This window comes from Coprococcus sp. HPP0074 (assembly GCF_964238105.1).
In the GTDB taxonomy this organism is placed as follows: Bacteria; Bacillota; Clostridia; order Lachnospirales; family Lachnospiraceae; genus Faecalimonas; species Faecalimonas umbilicata.
In genome coordinates this window covers 100,556-115,943 of record NZ_CAXSKS010000001.1, presented here as the reverse complement: position 1 = coordinate 115,943, position 15,388 = coordinate 100,556, and the positions used below count along the sequence as shown (strand labels likewise).

The 15,388-nt window shown below is 41.0% G+C and carries 15 protein-coding genes; 1 reads left to right on the top strand and 14 read right to left on the bottom strand.

Annotated elements, in window-relative coordinates; translation table 11 throughout:
* Positions 1-14: 14 nt before the first annotated feature.
* The 3 genes from nifU to ACESPO_RS00575 form a co-directional block, all read right to left on the bottom strand.
* On the bottom strand, positions 15-455 hold the full coding sequence (gene nifU, locus ACESPO_RS00585) for a Fe-S cluster assembly scaffold protein NifU (protein ID WP_008975357.1): 441 nt from the start codon (positions 453-455) through the stop codon (positions 15-17).
* A gap of 92 nt (positions 456-547) precedes the next feature.
* Positions 548-1,732: a cysteine desulfurase NifS gene (gene nifS / locus ACESPO_RS00580; protein WP_009261997.1), complete on the bottom strand. Its 1,185-nt coding sequence runs from the start codon at positions 1,730-1,732 to the stop codon at positions 548-550.
* 12 nt (positions 1,733-1,744) lie between these two features.
* Positions 1,745-2,203 (bottom strand): RrF2 family transcriptional regulator, encoded by a 459-nt coding sequence (locus ACESPO_RS00575; RefSeq protein WP_009261998.1) that lies wholly within the window; start codon positions 2,201-2,203, stop codon positions 1,745-1,747.
* Between the two features lie 138 nt (positions 2,204-2,341).
* Here ACESPO_RS00575 and ACESPO_RS00570 point away from each other — a divergent pair, with 138 nt between their 5' ends.
* The gene (locus ACESPO_RS00570) at positions 2,342-3,679 is read left to right on the top strand and encodes a polysaccharide biosynthesis protein (protein ID WP_499788325.1); all 1,338 of its coding nucleotides are present in this window, start codon (positions 2,342-2,344) and stop codon (positions 3,677-3,679) included.
* A 78-nt stretch (positions 3,680-3,757) separates the two neighbouring features.
* On the opposite strand, the gene ACESPO_RS00565 is transcribed toward ACESPO_RS00570, so the two are convergent.
* The 11 genes from ACESPO_RS00565 to ACESPO_RS00515 all read right to left on the bottom strand — a co-directional run bounded on the left by ACESPO_RS00565 (position 3,758) and on the right by ACESPO_RS00515 (position 14,813).
* Positions 3,758-4,309, bottom strand: a complete 552-nt coding sequence (locus ACESPO_RS00565; RefSeq protein ID WP_499788324.1) for a stage II sporulation protein M — start codon at positions 4,307-4,309, stop codon at positions 3,758-3,760.
* A 134-nt stretch (positions 4,310-4,443) separates the two neighbouring features.
* Positions 4,444-4,977, bottom strand: a complete 534-nt coding sequence (locus ACESPO_RS00560) for an NUDIX domain-containing protein (protein WP_499788323.1) — start codon at positions 4,975-4,977, stop codon at positions 4,444-4,446.
* Positions 4,978-5,143: 166 nt separating this feature from the next.
* Positions 5,144-6,694, bottom strand: coding sequence for a ribonuclease Y (rny, locus tag ACESPO_RS00555; protein ID WP_008975351.1), 1,551 nt, complete (start codon positions 6,692-6,694; stop codon positions 5,144-5,146).
* Between the two features lie 125 nt (positions 6,695-6,819).
* On the bottom strand, positions 6,820-7,437 hold the full coding sequence (locus tag ACESPO_RS00550) for a regulatory protein RecX (protein ID WP_499788322.1): 618 nt from the start codon (positions 7,435-7,437) through the stop codon (positions 6,820-6,822).
* Between the two features lie 3 nt (positions 7,438-7,440).
* Positions 7,441-8,484 (bottom strand): recombinase RecA, encoded by a 1,044-nt coding sequence (gene recA, locus ACESPO_RS00545; protein ID WP_008975349.1) that lies wholly within the window; start codon positions 8,482-8,484, stop codon positions 7,441-7,443.
* Positions 8,485-8,717: 233 nt separating this feature from the next.
* The gene (locus ACESPO_RS00540) at positions 8,718-9,305 is read right to left on the bottom strand and encodes a putative ABC transporter permease (RefSeq protein ID WP_009262004.1); all 588 of its coding nucleotides are present in this window, start codon (positions 9,303-9,305) and stop codon (positions 8,718-8,720) included.
* A gap of 105 nt (positions 9,306-9,410) precedes the next feature.
* Positions 9,411-9,914 (bottom strand): Cys-tRNA(Pro) deacylase, encoded by a 504-nt coding sequence (gene ybaK / locus ACESPO_RS00535; protein WP_270457132.1) that lies wholly within the window; start codon positions 9,912-9,914, stop codon positions 9,411-9,413.
* 18 nt (positions 9,915-9,932) lie between these two features.
* Positions 9,933-11,138 carry a ribonuclease E/G gene (locus ACESPO_RS00530; protein ID WP_499788321.1) on the bottom strand — a complete coding sequence of 402 codons (1,206 nt, stop codon included), beginning with the start codon at positions 11,136-11,138 and terminating at the stop codon, positions 9,933-9,935.
* Between the two features lie 12 nt (positions 11,139-11,150).
* Positions 11,151-11,849 carry a TIGR03936 family radical SAM-associated protein gene (locus ACESPO_RS00525; protein ID WP_016438574.1) on the bottom strand — a complete coding sequence of 233 codons (699 nt, stop codon included), beginning with the start codon at positions 11,847-11,849 and terminating at the stop codon, positions 11,151-11,153.
* Positions 11,830-13,695, bottom strand: a complete 1,866-nt coding sequence (locus tag ACESPO_RS00520; RefSeq protein ID WP_270665519.1) for a TIGR03960 family B12-binding radical SAM protein — start codon at positions 13,693-13,695, stop codon at positions 11,830-11,832. Before ACESPO_RS00520 ends, ACESPO_RS00525 begins: the two co-directional genes overlap by 20 nt.
* Positions 13,696-14,549: 854 nt before the next feature.
* Positions 14,550-14,813: a hypothetical protein gene (locus ACESPO_RS00515; protein WP_499788320.1), complete on the bottom strand. Its 264-nt coding sequence runs from the start codon at positions 14,811-14,813 to the stop codon at positions 14,550-14,552.
* Positions 14,814-15,388: the final 575 nt, after the last annotated feature.

The window sequence follows — 15,388 nt, the reverse complement described above, 5'->3', positions numbered from 1 at the left end:
TTTTTGTATTCGGATTAGTATTCTTCCTCATCCTCTTCGTCTTCATGGATATCAGATTTCGGCTTCGTCAATCCTTCAATCTTGATTCCGTTTTTCTCTGCATAATCCCAAAGCGCTGCATGAATTGCTTCCTCAGCGAGAAGAGAACAGTGAACTTTCACCGGCGGAAGTCCGTCAAGCGCTTCCATAACAGCTTTATTTGTCACTTTCAGTGCTTCATAAATACTCTTTCCCTTTACAAGTTCTGTTGCCATACTGCTTGTGGCAACAGCAGCTCCACAACCGAATGTTTTGAATTTTACATCACGAATGATCTGATCTTCATCAATATCAAGATAAATTCGCATAATATCACCACATTTTGCATTTCCAACAGTTCCTACCCCACTTGGGTTTTCTAATTCTCCTACATTTCTTGGATTCTGAAAATGATCCATAACCTTCTCTGTATACATAATATTTTTCCTCCTGATTCTTCCAGCAGGGCTGCTTGATCCCGGCCTACTGCTCTTTGATTTTTTATTTGATTCTATTTTGCTTTCTTTTCTTATTTTTTCTGCTTCTTCTGAAAATCTTCATAGAGCGGGGACATCTTTCTTAAGTGCTCCACAATCTCTTTTAATACATCCGCTGTATAATCAAGATCTTCCTTCGTTGTCTCTTCACTCAGAGTCAGACGCAAGGAGCCATGTGCAATCTCATGCGGGAGTCCAATCGCAAGCAGCACATGAGATGGGTCTAAAGATCCAGATGTACAGGCCGATCCGCTGGAACCGCAGATTCCCTTCATATCCAGCATAATTAGAAGCGATTCTCCTTCAATAAACTGGAAACTAAAGTTTGTATTATTTGGCAGTCTTTTGCTCTCATGTCCATTGAGTCTACTATATGGAATCTCAGTGAGAATCCGATTGATAAAATAGTCTCTTAATTCCACTTCTTTTTTTGTTCTCGCTTCCATCGACTCAGCTGCTCTTTTTGCAGCAGTTCCAAGTCCTACGATTCCAGGCACATTCTCTGTTCCGGCACGTCTCTTTCTCTCCTGCGCTCCACCATGAACAAAAGAGCGAATCTTTACCCCTTTACGAATATAAAGAAATCCGATTCCTTTTGGCCCGTTGATCTTATGCCCACTCGCACTTAACATATCAATATGACATTCATCTACATTGATCGGCACCTGACAGAATGCCTGTACAGCATCTGTGTGGAACAAAATCCCATGTTCTTGTGCGATTTCCCCGATTTCTTTGATCGGCTGAATTGTACCAATCTCATTGTTTGCAAACATGACAGAAATCAAAATAGTGTCCGGGCGGATTGCCGCACGGAGTTGCTCCAGGTCTACCAATCCCTTCTCATCCACATCAAGGTACGTCACTTCAAACCCTTTTTTCTCCAGATACTCTGCTGTATGAAGAATTGCGTGGTGTTCGATCTTTGTAGTGATGATATGTCTGCCTTTGTTCTCATAACATTCTGCAGTTGCTTTCAGCGCCCAGTTATCAGACTCTGAACCACCTGCTGTAAAATAAATTTCATTTGCCTCTGCGCCAATAATCTCTGCAATAGTCTCTCTCTGTCTCGTGATAACCTCTTTATTGCCTGCTGCAAACCCATACACGCTGGATGGATTTCCATAATATTCTGTAAAGTATGGCAGCATTGCCTCTACAACTTCCGGAGCTGTCTTTGTCGTTGCTGCATTATCTAAATAAATCAATTTTTCCATGTCTGTATCCTCCTAATTTCCGCAATGCATCTGACCAGGAATCTGTTGTCCCTTCATCGCCTTGCTCTCTTCTACCAGACGGTCAAGCTTGATCTCATCCACCGTCTGATTAATACTTTCGTTGATTTTCTGCCAGACATACTTCGTCACACATCCTCCTGCGGCCTCGCATCCTTCTTCTGGGTGAAGCCCACTGCACTCTACCGGTTCTAAATTTCCTTCCAGCGCACGGAGTACGTCTCCAACGGATATACTTTCTACTTCTCTGGCGAGCACATATCCACCACCAGCACCACGAATGCTCTTGATCAGCCCTGCCTTCTTTAATTTCGCCATCAGCTGCTCCAAATAACGTTCCGAAATCCCCTGACGCGCTGCAATACTGCTGATTGAAACCGGTTCAATCTCACTGTACTGTGCAAGATCAATCAATGCGCGGAGTCCATATCTCCCCTTTGTAGATAATTTCAAGTTCTCACCTTCTTTATTCTCAATCCCTACTTAATTACTAGGATTTACATTTTGTAGAATACCACTCCTTTTTTGTTCTGTCAAGACTCTGTTTTGAATATGTTTATACAGATTACATATCTTGTCACCGGAGTCATTATGTCTAAAAAATATACAATCTTAAAAGGTACTTTCATCCTTACCACCACCGGCATCATCACACGCCTGATCGGCTTCTTCTACCGTGTCTACTTAAGTCAGACGTTTGGCGAAGAAGGTGTGGGGCTCTATCAACTTATTTTTCCAGTTTATGCCCTCTGCTTCTCTCTGACAGCAGCAGGAATTGAGACGACCATTTCCCGCTGCGTCGCAAGAAAAGCAGCGCTCGGAAAACTTCAGGAAGCCAGGGAATTTCTCTTTACCGGAATGAGTATTTCCTTTCTTCTCTCATGTATTGTTACCATTTTTCTCCAGAATAACGCACACATGATTGCCGTTTATTTTATTGGTGAAACACGCTGTATCCCGCTTCTCACTGCAATGTCCTATGCATTTCCATTTGCCGCGATCCACAGCTGTATCTGTGGCTATTATCTTGGTCTCAAACGCACCGGTATTCCAGCAGCCTCACAACTCATCGAGCAAATTGCCCGCGTACTCTCCGTCTATCTTTTTTCCCTTTATCTTCTTCATGATCAGGGTACACTTTCTGTGACGCTTGCCGTGTCAGGGCTTGTTGCCGGAGAAATCTTTTCCTCCTTGTTTTGTGCCCAAATGTTTTTTCATACGCACCATCTCCATCCTGTACACACTTCTATTCAAACAGTACACCGTTGTCTTTCCTATGTAGGAGAACTTTTCCGGCTTTCAGTCCCACTGACTGCCAACCGCATTCTACTAAACCTTCTGCAAAGTATTGAGGCGATCTCTATTCCAAAAGCACTGATCACATATGGAAGCAACCGAAGCGAAGCTCTTAGCCTCTACGGCGTTCTGACTGGAATGGCTCTCCCATGTATTTTATTCCCATCTGCGCTGACAAATTCGATTTCCGTCATGCTGCTCCCTACAGTTGCAGAACTTCAAGCTTCACAAAAACGCGAAACGCTTCTGTTATTAATTAAAAAAGTTTTTTTCTGTTGTTTTGCACTTGGTCTGTCATGTACCATTGGATTTTTGCTGTTTGGTCGTTTCATTGGGAGCACCTTATTTCACAGCACCCTTGCAGGTAGTCTGATTCTTACACTCGCCTGGATCTGCCCTTTTCTCTACACAAATTCCACACTGGTCAGCATTTTGAACGGGCTAGGATATACCGTCTCTTCCTTTTTCGTCAATACCGTCGGACTGCTGCTGCGTATCGCTAGTGTTTTCTTTTTGATTCCTCTTGCCGGAATCCGCGGTTATCTCTGGGGACTGCTTGGAAGCCAGCTGACAATCACACTTCTCTGTCTCTGGGAACTCTTCCATCTTTTTCATCGGAATCCCTCAGTCTGATGCAACACAAAAAGCATATTTTGACCAAAGGATACTCCCTCTGTCAGAATATGCTTTCTCTTCTCATAACTCTTTGCATCACTTCACAAACAAGCGAATGACAGCCTTTAAACATACCGGATTGATATATGCCTCCAAGGCGATACCTGTCAGAAACATTAGGCCTGTGAAAATGCTTTTCCCGCTATTCCACCTGACTTGCGGCGATAAATATAGATACCATAGATAAACAAGAGCCGACGGGAGGTAAAAGAAAATTTGCGGAAATACTCCCACCGCACAAATCACGATTCCAGTAGCTCCAAGCTGAAGAATTCCTGACGTCAATACAATGCCGCTTGTGAGGCCTGTCCAAAGAAGCGTCACCACCACCACCATCTGTTTCCATCTTGTACAGCCCGCTGCCAGAAGAACTCCGGCTGGGATTATCCGAATACGAAGAAGATATCCCAAATATGCTTCTGGGATAATCTCTGTAATCTGGAACTGTCTGAGAAAGTACTCACTAAAAACACCGTACGATTCCAGATAACTGTCCGATACCATGTTCGCATATAAGATTCCCGCCAGAAATCCAGACATATAAAAAATCAAAAACTGTTTTTTACTCTGTTGTATCTTCAAAAACATCCCTCCTGTTTTCAGATACTCTATATATATGTCCTCCACATGTTCTTCATGACCTCTTCTTCGGCTGATGGAATTGTATTTATCCTTTCCGCTTATTTCGATTTCTTTCCCAGATTCTCAACTATCATTTTCTTCTAACAGTACTTTACGGCATATGCCATCAATGCAGAGATTGTCTTTCCATCTTCAATCTCTCCTGCAAAAATCTTTTCTTTCAGTTCTTCCATTGTATATGCTTCCACTTCAACAAATTCATCCTCGTCTAAATGTTGTTCTGTCGGAATTAGATTTTTTGCCACAAAAATTTCAATCCGCTCATTACAGAATGCCACTGTCGTACGAAGTGTGATCAACCATTCCAACTGCTCTGATCGGAATCCTGTCTCTTCCTCCAATTCTCTTTTTGCACAGATAATTCCTTCCTCCTTTGGATCATCCAATTTTCCCGCCGGAATCTCCAAGGTTGCTCTGTCAAGCGCATTCCGGTATTGTCTTACCATAAGAATCTTCCCATCCTCTGTCACAGGGACAACCGCCGCCGCGCCATCGTGGTGGATATAGTCCCACTCTGCCACATTTCCATTTGGCAGCTCTACCTGATCTCGGTAAACATTCAGAACTGCCCCCTGATAAACCAGTTCCCGCTTCCGTCTTTTAATTTTTTCCATTGTCTTTGCTTCCTTTCTCTGTAAACTTCCGCATTCCCTTAAGTGCGGAGCGCTGTTATTTCATAGAACATATTTCCTATAACAAAAAATAACAGACAATAGAGACTGCTCTCCACTGCCTGTTATTTTTCACTTTTGTGGTCTTTGATTCTATATAGTTCTTGGTCTATTTTGCGTAATCTGTCACTCTTGACTCACGGATTACATTTACTTTAATCTGACCAGGATATTCCAATTCAAACTCAATCTGCTTTGAAATATCTCTTGCCATCAATACCATATCGTCATCAGATACCTGTTCTGGAACTACCATAATACGAATCTCTCTACCTGCCTGAATTGCAAAAGATTTATCGACACCTTTAAACTGGTTCGCAATATCCTCTAACTGTTTTAATCTGTTTGTGTACGTCTCTAACGTTTCTCTTCTCGCACCCGGTCTTGCAGCCGATATTGTATCCGCTGCCTGCACAATACATGCAATCAGTGTTTCCGGTTCTACATCACCATGGTGAGATTCCACTGCATTGATAACTGTAGCAGATTCTTTGTATTTCCTACAAAGATCCACACCAATCTGGATATGAGATCCTTCTACATCATGATCAATCGATTTTCCGATATCATGTAACAGCCCTGCTCGCTTAGCCAGTCTGACATCCAGACCGATCTCTCCTGCAAGCAGTCCTGAGAGCTGTGCAACTTCAATGGAGTGTTTCAATGCATTTTGTCCATAGCTTGTCCTGAACTTCATTCTTCCTAAAAGACGGAGTAACTCAGGATGAATACCATGTACGCCCACTTCGAGAGCTGCCGCTTCTCCTTCCTCACGGATCATTGCTTCTACATCTCTCTGCGCTTTCTCTACCATCTCTTCGATCCTTGCCGGATGGATACGTCCGTCAAGAATCAGTTTCTCCAGCGCAATTCTTGCCACTTCCCTGCGAATCGGATCAAAACCTGATAACACAACAGCCTCCGGTGTATCATCTATAATCAATTCTACCCCGGTCATTGTCTCAAGTGTACGGATATTACGACCTTCTCGCCCGATAATACGTCCCTTCATCTCATCACTTGGAAGTTGTACTACAGAAATTGTAGTTTCTGCAACATGATCTGCCGCGCATTTTTGAATTGCTGTCACAACATATTCTCTTGCTTTCTTTCCAGCCTCTTCTTTTGCCTGATTTTCAAGTTCCTTGATCATCTTCGCAGTGTCATGTTTTACATCATCTTCAACAGTTTTTAATAAATATTCTTTTGCCTGTTCAGAGGTAAGTCCTGAGATTCTTTCCAGTTCCTGTACTCGTTTACTGTTAAGCTCGTCTACTTTGATCTCACGCTGTTTGATCTGCTCTTCTCTTACTGTAATCTTCGATTCACGCTGTTCCAGTACATCGGCTCTCTTGTCAAGCGCTTCTTCTTTAGATAAGACACGTTTTTCATAGCGCTGTAACTCTGCTCTACGCTCTTTTGTCTCCTTCTCAAGTTCATTTTTTGTCTTAATGGACTCTTCCTTGATCTCCAGAAGCGTTTCCTTCTTCTTTGCCTCTGCATTCTTTAAAGCATCATCTATTATCTCTCTTGCTTTGTTCTCAGCATTCCCAATCTTTGAATCTGCATCTTTCTTCAGATTGTTCACCGTTACATAGTAAGTAATAACAACAGCTGCCACAACTGCAATCAGACCAGCAATTATTGATACTATCGGCACAGGAGCACCTCCTTATTTAATTTTCATTGTACACAAATACAACACTTAGATTTTATACCGTTTTCACAAATATGTCAAGTATCCTTACACCGTTTTGGTCATTTTTATGAACCTCTCAGCTATCTCTACCAATATACTTCTTCCGCCTCCAGAGCTCTTCGGATATTCTCATAAGAAAATCCCTTCCGCATAAAATAAGCCGTTTGTTTCTGCTGCTCTTCTCTTGTAGCATCGCGAAAATGATATTTCCTCTTTGCTGCCAACTGGCGGATCGCTTCTATCTCATCATCTTCTCCTGTATAGCATTCCTCCATGGCAAGCTCAATCAGTTCTCTTTCAATCCCTTTTCCTACAAGCTGTGCATACAATTCCCTTTTACTTTTCTGATTCTGTCTGTTCTGAATGTATCGCTTTGCATAGTCAAGGTCGTCTATATAACCAAATGACTTCACATATGCCAGTGCAGCTTCTACCACATCTTCAGTATAACAACTCTGTCTGAGTTTCGTGCGGAGCTGTGATTCTGTCCGATCCATGTCATTGAGAAGATGCATTGCGCGAAGCTTAGCCCGCTTTATAATCACTTCTTTCTTAATCTGTTCAAAACTCTCCTCTGAGACTTCACATTCTTCTCTGATCTGATAGTGTGACAATTCTCTTCGATACAAAACAAAAGCGAACTCTCCGTCAACCTCTACTTTATACCTGTTTTTTGATACAATCTCTACCTTCGTGACAATCATCTCTTATTCATCTGCCTTCTGTTCCGCTGCAAGTTCCTCTTCTCCTGCCGCTCCGTCAAGCTTATAATGTGCCCGTACTTTTGCCTCAATCTCTTCCATCACTTCTGGATGTGTAGAGAGATATGTCTTTGCATTCTCACGGCCCTGTCCAATCTTATCGCCATTGTATGCATACCATGCACCACTCTTATTGATAATATCAAGCCCTGCTGCCAGATCTAGAATGTCTCCTTCCTTCGAAATTCCTTTCCCGAACATAATGTCAAACTCAGCTTCCTTAAACGGCGGTGCAATCTTATTCTTCACTACTTTAATTCTGGTACGGTTACCGACCATCTCTCCACCCTGCTTTAACGTCTCTGTCCTTCTGACATCCATACGAATAGATGCATAGAACTTCAACGCACGTCCACCGGTTGTTGTCTCTGGATTTCCGAACATCACACCGACTTTCTCACGGAGCTGATTAATAAAGATCACAACACAATTAGACTTACTGATAACTGGTGTCAGCTTTCTGAGCGCCTGAGACATCAAACGTGCCTGAAGACCAACATGGCTATCTCCCATATCCCCTTCAATCTCCTGTCTCGGAACAAGTGCGGCAACAGAATCGACAACAATGATATCCATCGCTCCCGAGCGCACCATTGTCTCTGTAATCTCCAACGCCTGATCACCACTGTCCGGCTGTGAAATATACAGTTCATCAATATCTACCCCGATATTCTTCGCATAAACTGGATCCAGAGCATGCTCTGCATCAATAAAGCCTGCAATGCCTCCCCTTTTTTGTACTTCTGCAATCATATGGAGCGCTACTGTCGTCTTACCACTTGACTCCGGTCCGTAAATCTCGATGATACGTCCCTTTGGCACTCCACCAAGACCAAGTGCAATGTCTAGGCTTAAAGAACCAGTAGGTACTGTCTCAACACTGACATTTGCCGCCGCATCTCCAAGTTTCATCACTGCTCCCTTTCCAAAGTCCTTCTCCAACTTTGCAATTGCTGCATCTAATGCTTTTAATTTATCGTCTCCTGCCATAATATTCTCCTTTTCAAATACGAACTTATGTTCGTTTTTCTAATTAATATAGTATCTTACTTACTTGTGATTGTCAATTCTTTTTTCACTTTTCTCATAGCTCGTTGGGTTCTTCGGCAGACACGCCCGAATGATTCAGAATATTTCTTAACTATAAGCGTACTATAACACCTTTTCTTTACTCTGTAAAGAAAAAAAGTACAGAATGTCCTAACGACCTCCTGCACTTTCTTCTATCTTGAAAATCTATTCAGGATTCCCTCTCGAATCCGAATCAACTGCTTTGGAAGTGCCTCCCGCTTCTCACGATAGAATGCATTTGCAAAATCAAGTGTAAACAGCACCGCCAAAAATCCTCCGAGCGCTTTTCCTGCCATCATCGGAATCCCGTTTACGAATCCCTCTACAAATTTATGCAGAAATACAAATAATCCAATCGTATAAAACCCCCATGCGATTGAACTTTCCAGACAGAGAATCCCTTTGTAATTGAATGGCTTGTCCGTATAATCCCACCAGATCTCTCCGAAAATTTTATTCATCAATACTGCTGTGAAATATTCCAAAGTCGTTGCAAGCAAAGATCCAAAGAAAAATAATTTCCAAAGATTATCACTGTATGGCTTCAATAAAAAAAATACTGTCAAAGCTCCCACCCCGTAAATCGGACAGATCGGTCCTCTTGCAAATCCCCTGTTTGTAAGCTTTCGGTTGCAGATCGACATATAAATGGACTCTACCAGCCAACCAAGCATACTATACGCAAGAAACCACAGCAACACATGATAAAAATCATAGCCAAAAATCACTCTGTTCCACATTCCTTGTTCCTCTTATCCTTTCTCTCTTATTTTCTCTGTATTCTACTATATCTGACTAAAAATTTCTATCTCTTTCAGAAAGCCTTAAGAAATTTATAACTTTTTCTATAAAATCTCCTCTGTTTTTACAGATACAACCACTTCCTCAAACACCGCTCCTGTCACTTTTTGAAAATCCTGCGGCGTTAATCTGATCTGCATTCCTATTTTGCCGCCACTTACAATCATTTCCTCCAAGGCCTCTGCACATTTTTCTACGACAACCGGAAACGGCTTTTTCATCCCAATCGCAGTGCATCCTCCCCTGATATACCCTGTCACGGCAGTCAGATCTTTCAGCGGAAGCATAAGGAGAGATTTTTCTCCGACAACCCGGGCCGCTTTCTTTAAATCCAGCTCCTCTTCAATCGGAATAACAAATACATAATGCTCTCTGCTCTTTGCGACTGTCACAAGTGTTTTATACACCAGCTCATGCGGTTGTCCGAGCTTATCTGCAATCTGTACCCCATCCACGAACTCCTCACACTCATAAGTGATATATGTAAATGGGATTTTCTTTTTTTCCAGTATCCTCATCGCATTGGTCTTCAGCTCTTTTTTTGCCATTTTTCTCCTCTTTTCTTATTATTTCCGCCTGTTTGCTTCTTTTGCAGAGACAACAACCTCTCTCAATGGCTTTCGAACCTTTTTTCGAGTCACTTCTACAAGCTGTAATCCCGTCATATCTACAAGAATTGTCTGGACAGGATCTTTCCGCAATTCTTTTTGAAACACTTCCAACAGATCTTTTGTACACTCTTTTGATTTCAAATTAATAAAATCAATCAGAATGATCCCTGAGAGATTGCGGAGCCGAATCTGCTTTGCCGCTTCTTTGGCTGCTTCGAGGTTGATTTTCATATAAACTTCGTCATCTTTCTTACCTGCAATACATTTTCCTGTATTGACATCGATCACCGTCAGCGCCTCTGTCGGCTGAATCACAAGATAAGCGCCTGATTTCATCCACACCCTCTCTGATAGCGCCCGTGAAATGACAGACTCCAGCGAATATAACTTATAAAGTGGTAGCTGCCTGTCAGCATAACATACAAGCTTTTCTAAATCCTCTGGCTGCTCTTTCGCCAAATATTGCTTTACATCTTCAAAAAGGCTCTCCTCTACAACAATATCTGTCAATCCTTCCTGATAAATATCACGGATATTTGACAGATATGTAAAAGGGGCCTCCAAAAGACAGCTAAATACCTTGCGTGACTGCGCAATCTCAACTAAATGCATGTAAGATTCTGCTAGCTGCCCCAACTCTTCTTTCACAAGATCTGCCGGAATATCTCTGGCATTTGTGCGGACAATAAATCCATATCTTTCCGATCGGAGAACTTCGACAGTCTCCTGAATCTGTGCCCGCTTTTCTCCTGTGATCTTGAAAGAAATTCCAATTTTTTTGATACCAGACGTTAAGACAACATACTTCCCTGTGAAACTTAAGTTGGAAGTCACTGTCGGCACCTTCGTTTTAACTGCCTCTTTCTGGATCTGAACAAGCAGCTCATCCCCGATACAGAGCGGCTTTTTCCCGACTTTCTGCGTGAAATGTGGGGAAGGATTCTGAGGGATAGAGTAATAGCACTCCACCCCGTTTGCAATTTCGATAAAGGCAGCCTGAATATTTGGGACAATGTTTTTTACTTTCCCCACGTAAATATTTCCAACACGGTACGCCTCTGTATCTTTATCGCTGACATGAATTTCCACCACTTCTTCATTTTCTAACACGGCTGTCACGACCTGCTCTGCTATTTTTGTGATCACTAACTTTCTTTTCATATTCCGAATCACCTATATCCCCAGCTGGTCTAATGGTACTAGATGACGTTGTCCCTCACTTCCCACATCCGCATACACTTCCAGACGATGATGGCGCATCGCAGTCTCTTCCAAATCTATTCCAAGGAATTTTCCAAATGCCTGCATAACAAGCTCTGGTTTCAAATTCTCCACGCTTCCAGTTGCCACAAGCATATAAACCTTTCCGTCTTGTTCTCTCATATCATAGATCATAGGCTTAATATTGACATCTTTTTCACTCTTTTTCGTTTTTTTCCATACGATGATCTCTGGCTGACTCCGAAAGGCATCAATCTTATCAGCAAGATTTTCCACTGGATGTTCCATTACAAACTCAGACAGATAATCTGCTGCAGCGACAATCGCCATTCCGGTTTTCTTCTTATCGTCTGAGATTTCAATCATATTGACGATTTCCATCCCTTCCACCATTGCTTCATTTAATCTTCGAACTGCCTGCGCAAAATCAACAGACTCAGACAATTCAATATCGAAGTATTCTCCATCGCTTGTCAGACCCACTCCAAGCGGATTTGCAAACGACATCACCATGTGCGGACTATATCCGCCCGTAAATGCAATTGGAATTTCCGCCCTTCTCATTGCCTTTTGAAAATATCTCATAATATCCAGATGTCCGATGAATTTCATCACACCATATTTTCGAAATTTAATTCTTGCTTTCAACACAGACACCTCCTCCGTAAATCGCCGCTCCACATCCTGCACATTTCATTTTGCAGTTTGGTGTCACTTCGCCCTTCATAGCCCGTTCCCACTCGCGCTGTAAAAATTTCTTTGTCACACCGATATTGATGAAATCCCATGGAAAAATCTCATCCATATCTCTCTGCCGCAAATTATAAAATCCAATATCAACACCTGTCTTTTCAAATGCCTCCATCCATTTCTCATTATCAAAAAACTCAGACCAGGAATCATACAGACATCCCATTTTATAAGCTTCTAAGATTACCTTTGATACTTTTCTATCCCCGCGCGCAAAAACTCCTTCCAGCACAGTGACATCTGCCTCGTGCCAGTTATATTTCAAACTCTTTCTGTTTAACTGCGCTTTCATTTCATTATTTACAATATGTGCTTTCTGGATATAATCTTCCTTGTTGCACATCGTCGCCCACTGAAATGGTGTGAACGGCTTTGGAATAAAGAAAGAAGTACTTGCAACAATCTGACATTTTCCATTCCTCTGATCTTTTGGAATCTGATAGTAGCGCTCTGCCACTTTTTCAGCCAAATGTGCAATCTCTTTCATATCTTCTTCCGTCTCTGTCGGAAGGCCCAGCATAAAATATAATTTTACTCTCGTCCACCCTCCTTCAAACGCCTGACCTGCCCCCTCTAAAATAATCTCTTCTGTCAGACCTTTGTTGATAACGTCACGAAGTCTTTGAGAACCTGCCTCCGGAGCAAAGGTCAGACTGCTCTTTTTGATATCCTGCACTTTGCTCATGACATCCAGTGAGAACGCATCTATTCTGAGGGATGGCAGAGAAATGTTGATTCCTTTTCCTTTAAATTCTTCAATCAGAAAATTCACAAGCCCCTTCAATTGCGAATAATCACTGGAGCTCAATGAACTTAGTGAGATTTCCTCATGTCCGGTACTCTTCAACATTTTGTATGCATACTCTTTTAAGCGCTCTAACGCACGTTCCCTTGTTGGGCGATACAGCATTCCCGCCTGACAGAAACGACATCCACGGATGCATCCTCTCTGAATTTCCAACACAACTCTGTCTTGAGTCACTTTGATAAATGGCACAACTGGCTTCTCCGGGTAATAGGTGTCTGTAACATTTAGTACCATTTGCTTTTCAATAGTCGGCTTCGCGTGAACATTATTCGGTTCAAAAAAGGCAATCGTCCCATCGTCATGGTAAGTTACATCATAAAATGCCGGCACATAAAGTCCAGGAATCTCTGCTGCGCGCTCCAGAAACTCCCTCCTGCTGCTTCCTATCTTTTTATGCTCTTTGTACGCATCCAAAAGTTCATCGTAGACTGTCTCTCCTTCTCCGATATAAAAAATATCGAAAAAGTCTGCCAACGGTTCCGGATTGTAAGTACATGGACCTCCGCCGATCACAATCGGATCTTCCTCGTTTCTTTCACTGGCAAACAACGGAATTCCACTTAAGTCCAGCACCTGAAGGATGTTTGTGTAACACATTTCATACTGGATCGTAATTCCAAGAAAATCAAATTGTTTGATTGGATCCTGAGATTCAAGCGCAAACAGAGGAATCTTCTTTTCCCGCATAATTTTGTCTAAATCCATCCACGGCGAATACACCCGTTCGCACCAGACATCCTCCCTCCGATTAAACATATCGTAAAGAATCTGGATACCCAGATGAGACATCCCGATCTCATACACATCCGGAAAGCACATAGCGAAACGGATATCCACCTCGTTCTTATCTTTCATCACCGAGTTCACTTCGTTCCCGATATAGCGGGCCGGCTTCTCGATTTTTAGTAATATTTCATCACTTAAAGCTAGTTTTCTCATATTTCTCCTTTCGTTTTTGTCTAATATATACCAAAAAGTAATTTGCCCTTGCGTAACAAATTTACTTTTTTTCTACTGTGCAACACTATGCATAATTATACACCATTTTCATAGTCTTGCATAAAATACATAGCACTGCATAACATAATTCAATACTATAAATCACTTATTTTGCAATTAAATTCTTAAAAATTTTGTCCTGCTTTTTCTATCATTTAACACCCTATATGAGAATATGATATTATTTGATATAAAGCAGCAGATAACATTCTGAGACAGCATGCTAACCCATCATATTATATGCTTTTTGCAGAAGGAGTTCAAGCAAATTTTGGTTTATCTTCTCCAAGTTTTTCAAACAACTGCATATTTTCCTTTTTTCGAATTTCTAATTCTTGAAAAATTCTGAATATTTTAACCCTAAAATTTCACCCTTGCGTAAACCTACAAACAAAGCCAGTAAAATCTCTAAATAAACAGAATGGTATTCTTACGCCGCTTGAAGCAATGTCCGTATCTGCTTTTTAGAATAAAGTACCTATTTGGTAGGTGCTTATATGCTTTCTTTCGCCATAAAGCACCGTAACATAATTGATTTGTGTGTGTCAATACCTGCATCTATGTTTGTAAACATGGTTTAGTTTCCTTCATCTAACCAATGGGCGAAGAAAGACTTGGGAATACGATAAATATTTCCAATTTTTATAACTTTGAATGGTTAATCTGAATTGAATTTATTAAAACCTAAAAAATCTTTCCAACCACCCATCATAAATGTTAAACTGTTTTTTCCCAAAGTCAAAAATGCCAATGCCCGTAAAACGCCCTTATATTTTTCACTATCCAGACAAATTTCATATTCTCCCCAAAATATGTTTTGCTGTAGACCAGATTTTTGATGGTCCGTTTTTGCTTTGCATATTATATTCTACGTAGGATAATCCTGCTTTCACATTTGCTTTAATCTCCTGTTCCACCTTTTCTTGAAAACAAAAATCACCAAGACAAGAAAAAATATCATCTACAATAAGTGGATAATCAATTCTGCTCCTTTCTTTATAAGAAAAGGCAGAAGAATATTCTAATCCCTCTGCCTGTGTTGCTATTATCTTAAGCAAACAAATTCTACCATTTCCTGTGGATAATGGATCCTCCCTTCCCCCTGACATTGCACAATCTTCCCTCCTCTCCAGTCAACAGTAAAAAAGGAGTATCCGAATCTGTTTTTTTCTTTCCATTTTATTTTCTAGTTTTTGATACTCCCGAAAAATCTTGTCGTCAACATCTTTGAAATTTTTTTGAAACAGAACGTATCGGCTTTTCACTCCACGATTTAGAAATAACGATATTACTTCTAAACTATTCTCCCAATCAAACTATCTTTGTCCTTGTAATTGTTATAAAGTATGTACTAATTCAAACAATAGCATCGTAATATCATTTTTTGAACATAACGATTACATACAATATAGTTCTATTTAAAATCATCTTTCCTTAAAAGAGAAAAATTTTTCGAAATAATTTAATCTTATATTTATAACACAAAGCGTTCAGAATTTTTATTCATCTAAACACTTCTTCATCATATAACGAAATTTGTGCCAAATCATTTAATAAATCCTACTTTACATCTAAATTTAGGAATCTATCGACCATTCATTATAATCGTATTTTTCCTACCTCTAAAATTTTT

Excerpts from the sequence above, each read along its gene's own strand:
- ACESPO_RS00565 (WP_499788324.1), bottom strand. The coding sequence starts at position 4,309 with ATGTTTTTGAAGATACAACAGAGTAAAAAACAGTTTTTGATTTTTTAT.
- nifU (WP_008975357.1), bottom strand. The coding sequence starts at position 455 with ATGTATACAGAGAAGGTTATGGATCATTTTCAGAATCCAAGAAATGTA.
- ybaK (WP_270457132.1), bottom strand. The coding sequence starts at position 9,914 with ATGGCAAAAAAAGAGCTGAAGACCAATGCGATGAGGATACTGGAAAAA.
- ACESPO_RS00550 (WP_499788322.1), bottom strand. The coding sequence starts at position 7,437 with ATGATTGTCACGAAGGTAGAGATTGTATCAAAAAACAGGTATAAAGTA.
- ACESPO_RS00570 (WP_499788325.1), top strand. The coding sequence starts at position 2,342 with ATGTCTAAAAAATATACAATCTTAAAAGGTACTTTCATCCTTACCACC.
- ACESPO_RS00520 (WP_270665519.1), bottom strand. The coding sequence starts at position 13,695 with ATGAGAAAACTAGCTTTAAGTGATGAAATATTACTAAAAATCGAGAAG.
- ACESPO_RS00540 (WP_009262004.1), bottom strand. The coding sequence starts at position 9,305 with ATGTGGAACAGAGTGATTTTTGGCTATGATTTTTATCATGTGTTGCTG.
- nifS (WP_009261997.1), bottom strand. The coding sequence starts at position 1,732 with ATGGAAAAATTGATTTATTTAGATAATGCAGCAACGACAAAGACAGCT.
- recA (WP_008975349.1), bottom strand. The coding sequence starts at position 8,484 with ATGGCAGGAGACGATAAATTAAAAGCATTAGATGCAGCAATTGCAAAG.
- ACESPO_RS00560 (WP_499788323.1), bottom strand. The coding sequence starts at position 4,977 with ATGGAAAAAATTAAAAGACGGAAGCGGGAACTGGTTTATCAGGGGGCA.
- ACESPO_RS00530 (WP_499788321.1), bottom strand. The coding sequence starts at position 11,138 with ATGAAAAGAAAGTTAGTGATCACAAAAATAGCAGAGCAGGTCGTGACA.